Source organism: Streptomyces sp. NPDC059008 (assembly GCF_042749045.1).
Taxonomy (GTDB): Bacteria; Actinomycetota; Actinomycetes; order Streptomycetales; family Streptomycetaceae; genus Streptomyces.
This window is the reverse complement of sequence record NZ_JBHYJC010000017.1, coordinates 156,463-164,706: the sequence shown is the minus strand read 5'-3', so window position 1 is coordinate 164,706 and position 8,244 is coordinate 156,463. Positions and strand designations below refer to the sequence as shown.

General features: G+C 74.1%; 5 protein-coding genes. 3 read left to right on the top strand and 2 right to left on the bottom strand.

The genetic code is table 11. From position 1 onward, the window contains the following. Positions 1-176 precede the first annotated feature (176 nt). Both ACFWZH_RS21650 and ACFWZH_RS21645 read right to left on the bottom strand, forming a co-directional pair. The gene (locus ACFWZH_RS21650; protein WP_384433429.1) at positions 177-1,712 is read right to left on the bottom strand and encodes a DUF2079 domain-containing protein; all 1,536 of its coding nucleotides are present in this window, start codon (positions 1,710-1,712) and stop codon (positions 177-179) included. A gap of 164 nt (positions 1,713-1,876) precedes the next feature. Then, complete coding sequence (locus ACFWZH_RS21645) at positions 1,877-2,650, bottom strand: DUF4190 domain-containing protein (protein WP_384433426.1); 774 nt, start codon at positions 2,648-2,650, stop codon at positions 1,877-1,879. A 286-nt stretch (positions 2,651-2,936) separates the two neighbouring features. On the opposite strand from ACFWZH_RS21645, the gene ACFWZH_RS21640 reads away from it, so the two are divergent. The 3 genes from ACFWZH_RS21640 to ACFWZH_RS21630 all read left to right on the top strand — a co-directional run bounded on the left by ACFWZH_RS21640 (position 2,937) and on the right by ACFWZH_RS21630 (position 7,699). Then, positions 2,937-5,039, top strand: a complete 2,103-nt coding sequence (locus ACFWZH_RS21640; RefSeq protein WP_384433464.1) for an N-6 DNA methylase — start codon at positions 2,937-2,939, stop codon at positions 5,037-5,039. 264 nt (positions 5,040-5,303) lie between these two features. Further along, positions 5,304-5,948: a hypothetical protein gene (locus ACFWZH_RS21635; RefSeq protein ID WP_384433423.1), complete on the top strand. Its 645-nt coding sequence runs from the start codon at positions 5,304-5,306 to the stop codon at positions 5,946-5,948. After that, entirely contained in the window at positions 5,945-7,699 is a 1,755-nt protein-coding gene (locus ACFWZH_RS21630) for a protein kinase (protein ID WP_384433420.1), read from the top strand. Before ACFWZH_RS21635 ends, ACFWZH_RS21630 begins: the two co-directional genes overlap by 4 nt. The last annotated feature ends 545 nt before the right edge of the window (positions 7,700-8,244 follow it).

The following is an 8,244-nucleotide window of genomic DNA, read 5'->3' as shown; positions in this document are numbered from 1 at the left end:
GGCCTGTTGTGTGGACGTAAAGCGCAGCAGTCCACACAACAGGCCCCGCAGGACCGCCCCCGGCACCCACCACCGACACAGCGCCCCCACCCCACAACCCACCCCGCTCCCGCCGAAGGCGGGGAAAAACTCACAGAAGCCCCACGGCGGCTCAGCCGGCAACGTGGGAGGCCCGCTCAGCGCACAGAGGTTCGCCGCAGAACCAAGAGATCCGCCGCGCCCCCCACGATGACGTACGTCGACTTCGCGTGGCGGGCCATCGCGTCGGCGAGGGCCTGGCGCGGGGTGCGGTCGTCGCGGAGTTGCACGGCCACGTAGTCGGGCGCCAGCCCGTCCGTGTCGCCCGTCCAGAAGACCCGGGTGCGCTGGGTCAGGCGGCTCAGCGGGCGGATGTCGGACTCGACGGTCGCGTTGTCGGGTATCCGCTCCAGCAGCCGTTCGGCGGCGGTGACGGACGCCGGTACGCGGTAGGTGGCGGGCTCGGTGAGGCGGGCCAGGGGGAGCGTGGTGGACAGCGCGAGGGCGGCGGCCAGTACCGCGGCCGGCAGGTGGTGGGCGTAGGAGCGCAGCCAGGGGCGGGCGGAGACCCGGGCCCGGGGCAGGGCGTCGACCAGGGCGAGGAAGACCACCGGCATCAGGACGGCGTTGTAGTGCCAGTCGATGCCCCAATAGTGCGGCTCGTGGGACAGGAAGCGCCAGCCGAGGGTGGGCAGCGCGACCAGCAGGAGCGGGGAGCGCAGGGCGAGCAGGCCGGTGGTGGGCAGCAGGACCCACAGCGTGGTGCGCACGGCGGTGCCCAGGGGGATGGTGGCGCCCTGCCCGTCGGCGCCGAACTTGCTCCAGTAGTCGTACGAGCCGGAGCCGTTGAAGGCCGGGATCAGCAGGCCGAGGGTCAGGGCGGTGGCGGTGAGGCCGAAGGCGACCAGCGCGATGGGCAGCGGGCTGGCGCGGCGGGTGCGCAGCAGGGCGAGCGCGCCGATGGTGGCGGCGGTGACGCCCAGGTCCTCCTTGACCAGCACCAGGGGCGCGGCCCAGCACACCGCGGCGGTCCAGCGTCCGCGCAGCACCGCTTCGAGGGCGAAGGCGATCAGCGGGAGCGCGAAGGCGATCTCGTGGAAGTCGAAGTCGACGGCCTTCTGCACGCCCCAGGACGTGCCGTACGCCAGGCCGACGGCCAGTCCCGGGAGGCGGCCCAGGTAGCGGGCGGCGGCGCGGGTGACCGGGATCGCGGAGAGCGCGAACAGGGCGGCCTGGGCGATCAGCAGGGTCAGGGGGGAGGGGAAGAGCCGGTAGAAGGGGGCGAGGACGACCAGGACGGGACTGAAGTGGTCGCCGAGGATGTTGGTGCCGGGGCCCTTGAGGTCGACGATCGGGGCCTGGAAGTGGGCGTAGCCCCGTATGGCCTGTTCGAAGATGCCCAGGTCCCAGGAGGAGCTGGACATGCCGCGGAAGCGGGAGACCGACAGCAGGGCGAAGCAGAGGAAGAAGAACCCGGCCGTCCAGTAGGGGTCCCATCGGGGGGCGCGCAACGGGGCGGTGCGGGTGCGAAGGCGCTGGGCGGCGCGGCGCAGGGGGCCGCGGTCGCCCGGGGGTATGGGGGCGGTCGCGGTGGTCGCGGCCGGGCCGGCGGTCCGGGGCGGCGGCACGGTCGCGCCGCCCTCCCCCAGGATCGGTCCGGGGCCGCCCCCGGCCGTTGCTGCGGCCGTGTCCATGAGGGTCCTCACTCACTGTCAACTGCCGGAAAGATACTCGAACCGGCGATGCGGGCGGCCCGGCGGTGGGTGCACGGTGCCGGCCCGGCAGTGGGTGAGACGGCGCTGCGGTGCCGCCCGTTCCCGTCGGCGAGGAAGGGGAGGGAGCTGGGGAGCCGGGCGGCTCAGAGGGCCAGCTTCCAGTTCGCGGGGTCGAGCAGGATGTCCGGGGTGATCTTGATGGAGAGCTCCTTGGCGGACGGCGGTGCGTCGAAGACCATCTCCACGCTGTCGGTCTCGTTGGGGTCGAGCGTCTTCTCCCAGTCGTGGTGGAGGATGCCGTGCTTGTCGTCGGCGACCTCCTCGGCCTTCTTGCCGTCGGCCTCCGCGTCGGTCGACATGAGCGGGTTGGTGGCCGCCTTGTCGCCGGTGTTCTTGAGCGTGACGGTGACCTTGTACGCCTTGTTGCCCTCGGTGTGGCCGCTGATCAGGGTGTTCTTGTCGACGGTGAACGGGCTCGGCTTCGAGACGGTCACCTCCAGGCCGTTGTTGTACTTCGCGGCCTGCCCGGCGCCGAGGTCCTTGATGTTGCTGCTGCTGCCCGACTGCTTGTCGAACTCCTTGTTCACCTCGTCGACGGCCTTGTTGACCGCCAGCACGGTGACGATGACCCCGACGATCGCGAGGACGAGCGACAGGGCGCCCAGGATCGTGCCGGTGATCGCCACGCCCTTGTTGGTGGCCTGGCCCTTCTTGACCCGGCTCGTGCCCACCAGGCCGAAGATCAGGGCCAGCAGGCCGAGCGGCCCGGCCAGCCAGAACAGGATCATCGGGATGCCGCTGAGCGCGCCGATGATGCCGAGGATCAGGGCGGCGACGCCGAGCCCGTTGCGGGGCGCCTGGTGGGCGTGGCCGGACGGCCCCTGGGGGGTGGGCTGGTAGTGCATCTGCTGAGACATGCGTAGGGGCCCCTTCCGGGCACTCGATGCGAATTCCGCTGAAGCGATGGGTCAATAAGAGCAGAGGCTGTGAACCGAGTCAACATGAAGGTCTGTGAATGGTTTGTTCACGCTGTGAAGGGGGAGGTTGTTCGATGACAGGTATGCTTGCCGACACAGAGTCGGGGGTCACGGGAGGTCGGGGGTCACGCGGATGGGAGTCAGCCAGGTGCCGGACTACGCAGCACCGGACAACGCGACGGACACCACGGCGACGGACGCCGCCGAGGGAGGCCGTCCGACCGAGGTGACCGCCGCCGGCATCGCCCGGCTCGCCGGCGTCGGCCGCGCCGCGGTCAGCAACTGGCGGCGGCGGCACGCGGACTTCCCCAAGCCCGTCGGCGGCACCGAGACCAGCCCCGCCTTCGCCCTCCGCGACATCGAGCAGTGGCTGCGCGACCAGGGCAAGCTCGCCGAGGTGCCGCTGCGCGAGCGGGTCTGGCAGCAGCTGGTCGGGCACCCGGCGGGCGCCGTGGCCGCACTGCGGCAGGCCGGCGCCGTCCTGCTCCTGGTCCGCGACCGCCCCTCGGCCTGGCAGCAGCTGCGCGCCGCCACCGACGACGCCGAACTGACCGGCGTCCTGCCCGCGATGCTCGACTCCGTCCTGGCCGCCCGGCTCGGCGCCGAGCACCCCGTACGCGGACTGACCCGCGAGGCGCTCGCCCCGTCGGCCGCGCTCGCACGGGCCGCCGGCGAGCTCGCCGCCGTCGACGGCGCGGACCGGGCCTACGCCTTCCTGCTCGGCCGCCACCTGGACGCCAACCCCCGGCAGTACACCCTGACCCCGCCGGGGCCGGCCGCGCTGATGGCCGAACTCGCCGCCCTGGCAGGCCCGTTGCGCACCGTCCTCGACCCGGCCTGCGGTGCCGGCGGGCTGCTGACCGCCGCCCAGGAGCGCGCCGCGAAGGACGCCGCGGACCCCGCCGGCGCCCCCGTCACCCTCCACGGCCAGGAGGCCGACCCCGACCTCGCCGCGCTCAGCGCGCTCCGCCTCGCCCTGGACGTGCCCGCCGCCCAGGTCCGCGTACGCGCCGCCGACACCCTGCGCGCCGATGCCTTCCCGCAGCTCGCCGCCGACGCCGTCCTGGTCCACCCGCCGTTCAACGAACGCAACTGGGGCCATGACGAACTCGCCTACGACCCCCGCTGGGAGTACGGCTTCCCGGCCCGTACGGAGTCCGAGCTGGCCTGGGTCCAGCACGCGCTGGCCCGGCTGCGCGAGGGCGGCACCGCCGTCCTGCTCATGCCGCCCGCCGTCGCCTCCCGCCGCTCCGGCCGCCGGATCCGCGCCGACCTGCTGCGCCGCGGCGCGCTGCGCGCGGTCATCGCGCTGCCCGCCGGCGCCGCCCCGCCCAACGGCGTCCCGCTGCACCTGTGGGTGCTGCGCAAGCCCGGCAGCGGCGCGCCGCCCACCCCGCGGCTGCTCGTCGTCGACACCGCCGACCTGTCCGCCGGCCAGGCCGCCGGCCGCGACAAGCCCGACTGGCAGACCGTCCACGCCACCGCCGTCGACGCCTGGCAGGCCTTCGACCGCGACGGCGACCTCGACGAAGTGCCCGGTGTGCGGCGGTCGCTGGCCGCCATCGACCTCCTCGACGACGACGTCGACCTGGCCCCGGCCCGGCACCTCCCGCCGCCCGCCGCGGCCGGCGGCCCCGCCGAACTCGCCCGGGTGCGCGACCGGCTGACCGCCACCCTCGCCCGTACCACCGAGCTCACCCCGCGCCCCAAGCCCGGCGACACCCTCCCCGACGTCGCCGGCGCCGCGCGCTGGCCGCTGACCACCGTCGGCGAACTCGCCCGCTCCGGCGCCCTGGTGCTGCGCTCGGGCGGCGCCGGCACGGCACCCGCCGAGGGGGCGCCCGCGGTGCTCACCGACCACGACGTCATCGCCGGCGGCGCCCCCTCCGGCTCCCTCCCCGAAGCGCCCGCCTCCGGGCCCGCCGAGGAACCGGTCCTGGTCCGCGCGGGCGACGTCGTCGTGCCCGTCCTCGGCGGCGGCGCCGTCGCCCGGGTCGTCGACGACGCCACCGCCGGTGCCGCCCTGGGCCGCAACCTCACCCTGCTGCGGCCCGACCCGGCCGCCGTCGACCCCTGGTTCCTCGCCGGCTTCCTGCGCGGCACCGCCAACAACCGCCAGGCCAGCAGCTACGCCTCCACCGCCACCCGGCTCGACGTCCGCCGCCTGCAGCTGCCCCGTCTGCCACTCGCCGAACAGCGCCGCTACGGCCGGCGGTTCAGCGACCTGGCGACCTTCGAGGAGGCGCTGCGGCTGGCGTCGCGGCTGGGCGAGCAGCTGGTGCGGGGGCTGTACGACGGACTGACGGACGGGTCGGTCAGCCCGGACTGAGCCGACGGACCGGCATACGGGGCAAGTCGGCAGGCATACGGGGAAAGCGGAGAGGCATACGGGGCGAACGGCGCGGCGTCGTCTCCCCGGGGCGGGCACATCGGCCGGGCCATTCCGGTCAACCCCGCACGCGCGCGCGTCGTCGTATATACGCTCGCAGGCACGTATGCGCGCCGTGCCCGCCCGCGCGAGGGGGTGGCGCCGACCCCACGGGCCGCTACGGAGACCGCCTCGTCCGCCTTGTCCGATCCGTCAGGAGCAGCAATGCACGGCCCTGTCCCCGCCTACTCGCCGCACCGTCCCCCGGCGCGGGGGACGGCCATCGCGCTGCGGGTGGCCCTCGTGGCCGCCGCGGTGCTCAGCCTGGGACTGCTGGCCTGGGCGCCGCTGCTGCGGGCCGCGATCGTGCAGCGCGGACGGCTGGGCTGGTGGCTGTTCGCCGGCGACCTGGTGGCGATCGTCGGCGCCTGCGCGCTGATCACCGGCTACGACACGACGGACTGGCGCACCAACCTCGGGGTGGGGCTGCTGCTGATGCAGATCGCCGCGGCGGTGGCCTACTACCTCGCCGTGGACGTCCGCGCCGGGCACGCCACCGCCCACGGCCCGATGGCGGCCGGCCACCCGGGCATGCCGCCGGCCGCTCCCTCCTACGGCCCGCCGCTTCCGCCCGCACCGCTTCCGCCGTACGCCCAGGAGACCCAGCCCTACGGCGCGCACGGCGCGGGCCCGGTCAACCCCTACGCCATGACCGAGACCCGGATGCCCGCGCCGCCGGCCCGCCCCGCACCGGCGCCCGCCCACCCCTACCCCGCCCCCCAGGAGCGCCCGCAGCCGCAGCGCATCGACCGCGTACGGGCCGAGCTGGACGAACTCAGCGACTACCTCCGAAAGGAGGAGGGGCGGTGAACGGCCGGGTCATCGGCGAGCGTTACGAACTCTCCGCGCTGCTCGGGCAGGGCGGTATGGGCCAGGTCTGGATCGGCTACGACCGCCGCCTGGACCGCCGGGTCGGTGTGAAGCTGCTGCGCCCCGACCGGGTGGCGGGGACCCCGGACGGCGAGGAGATGCGCCGCCGCTTCGTCCGCGAGTGCCGGGTCACCGCGCAGGTCGACCACCCCGGCCTGGTCACCGTCCACGACGCCGGCAGCGACGACGAGGACCTCTACCTGGTCATGCAGTACGTCGAGGGCGCCGACCTGTCCGACCACCTCGCCGAGCACGACCCCTACCCGTGGCCCTGGGCGGTCTCGGTCGCCGCGCAGCTGTGCGCCGTACTCGCCTCCGTCCACGCCGTCCCGATCGTCCACCGCGACCTCAAGCCCCGCAACGTCATGATCCGGCCGGACGGTTCGCTGGTCATCCTCGACCTCGGCATCGCCTCCGCGCTGGACACCGACACCACCCGCCTCACCCATACTGGCTCGCCCATCGGCAGCCCCGCGTACATGGCGCCCGAGCAGGCGATGGGCGGCGCCGTGGGCCCGCACACCGACCTGTACGCCCTGGGCATCCTGCTCCACGAACTCCTCAGCGGCGAGGTCCCCTTCGCCGGCTCCACGGCCCTCGGCGTCCTGCACCGCCACCTCCACGAGGAGCCCGTGCCGGTACGCAAGCTCCGCCCCGACGTCCCCGAGGCCCTCGAAGCTCTCGTGCTGCACCTCCTGCGCAAGGACCCCCAGGCCCGCCCCACGGACGCCCAGGAGGTCTACCGGGCGCTGGCCCCCCTGCTGCCCGCCGCCGCCACCGGCCCGCACGCCGCCCAGGCCCCCGCCACCCCCCTCGCCCCGATGGACCCCACCCGCCCCTTCCGCCAGCCCCACGCCCCCTGGCCCGTACGCTCCTCGGGAGCCCCCGCGCCGGCCCCGACGCCGACGGCGCTGTCCACGCCGCTGGTCCCGGCCCCCGAGCCTCCCGCCCCCGGCGCGCCCGTGGCCACCGGCGGCACCGGCCCCGCCCGCCCGGGCCCCGACCCCCGCGCCTCCGTCGCCCTCTCCTCCGGCCCCCACCACCCCGGCGCCTGGACCTCCGCCGCAACCCCCTTCCCCGGCCCGGCCCCCTCCCCCTCCTCTGCTCCCTCCCCTTCCTCCCCCTCTCCGGGGCCGGACGTCGCATCCGCCGTCGACGAGGTCAAGAGCCTGCTCGACCAGGGCCGGATCACCCACGCCGTGGACATCCTCGGCGGCATCCTGCCCGCCGCCGCCGAACGCCACGGCGCGCACTCCCCGGTCGTCCGCACCCTGCGCAAGCAGTACGCCGCCACCCTCATGGACGACGGCCAGTACCGCCGCGCCCTGCCCGAACTCCGCATCCTCGCCGAGGAGTTCGGACAGGAATCCGGCGCCGGCGCGACCCGCCAGGCCCTCCAGTTCCACTACGAGGCCGCCCAGTGCCTCGAACAACTCGGCGAGGTCGCCCAGGCCCTGGAGGAGTACCGCGCCCTCCTGCCGTACTTCGAGCACTACGCCGACGACCCCATCCGCCCCCTGGAAATCCGCCGCTCCATAGGCCACCTGCTGCTGGCCCAGGGCGAACGCGGCGCCGCCCAGGAGGCCCTCTCCCGCCTCCTCTACGACGCCGAACGCCTCCACGGCCCCCACCACGCCTTCCCGGAGGAACTCCGCCGCACGCTGTACTGGCTGAGCCAGGTCCAGGGCTGAGCAGGAGCGGGCCGTAGGCCCTTCTTCTTGTACGGCCCTAGGGGTGTCATCGCCCCCTTAGGGCCATGGGCCCTGCCACCCGAGGGTCTCTGGGCACGGAATTGCGTTGTCTTCCCGGTGACCCATAGAGGTACCTCCTACGGTCAGCGTCAGAAGGCTCGTATCGGCTCCCACACCCGGTGCACGTCCAGTGCCAGCGCTCCGGCCCTGTGCGCGTGTTACTGGTGTCCTTCCACAGGGCCAGCTGACAGCTGGGGCATGTGAGCGGTAGATCCATAACGGACCCCTTCTCAGCTGGAAACAGGCAGGCGTAGACAGCTTTTCCTGCCTGCAATTGCCGGGCGTGAGGCCACGTCGTCCGCCATCCGAACGAGGGATGTGAACGGTCGTCTCCAGATAGCGGCATGGCGCCCTCACGACACACCTCGGCAGGTGCGCCTCGGTCGCCATCAGCGCACCGCCTTCTGGTGGGGATGGCGGCTGATCTCGACGTTGCAGTCGGTCACCTTCGACCTGTCTCCTACGGCGTAGGCCTTCGCACGCTG

Bases quoted from the DNA above. Each gene is read 5' to 3' on its own strand.
- ACFWZH_RS21635 (WP_384433423.1), top strand. From the start codon at position 5,304: ATGCACGGCCCTGTCCCCGCCTACTCGCCGCACCGTCCCCCGGCGCGG.
- ACFWZH_RS21645 (WP_384433426.1), bottom strand. From the start codon at position 2,650: ATGTCTCAGCAGATGCACTACCAGCCCACCCCCCAGGGGCCGTCCGGC.
- ACFWZH_RS21650 (WP_384433429.1), bottom strand. From the start codon at position 1,712: ATGGACACGGCCGCAGCAACGGCCGGGGGCGGCCCCGGACCGATCCTG.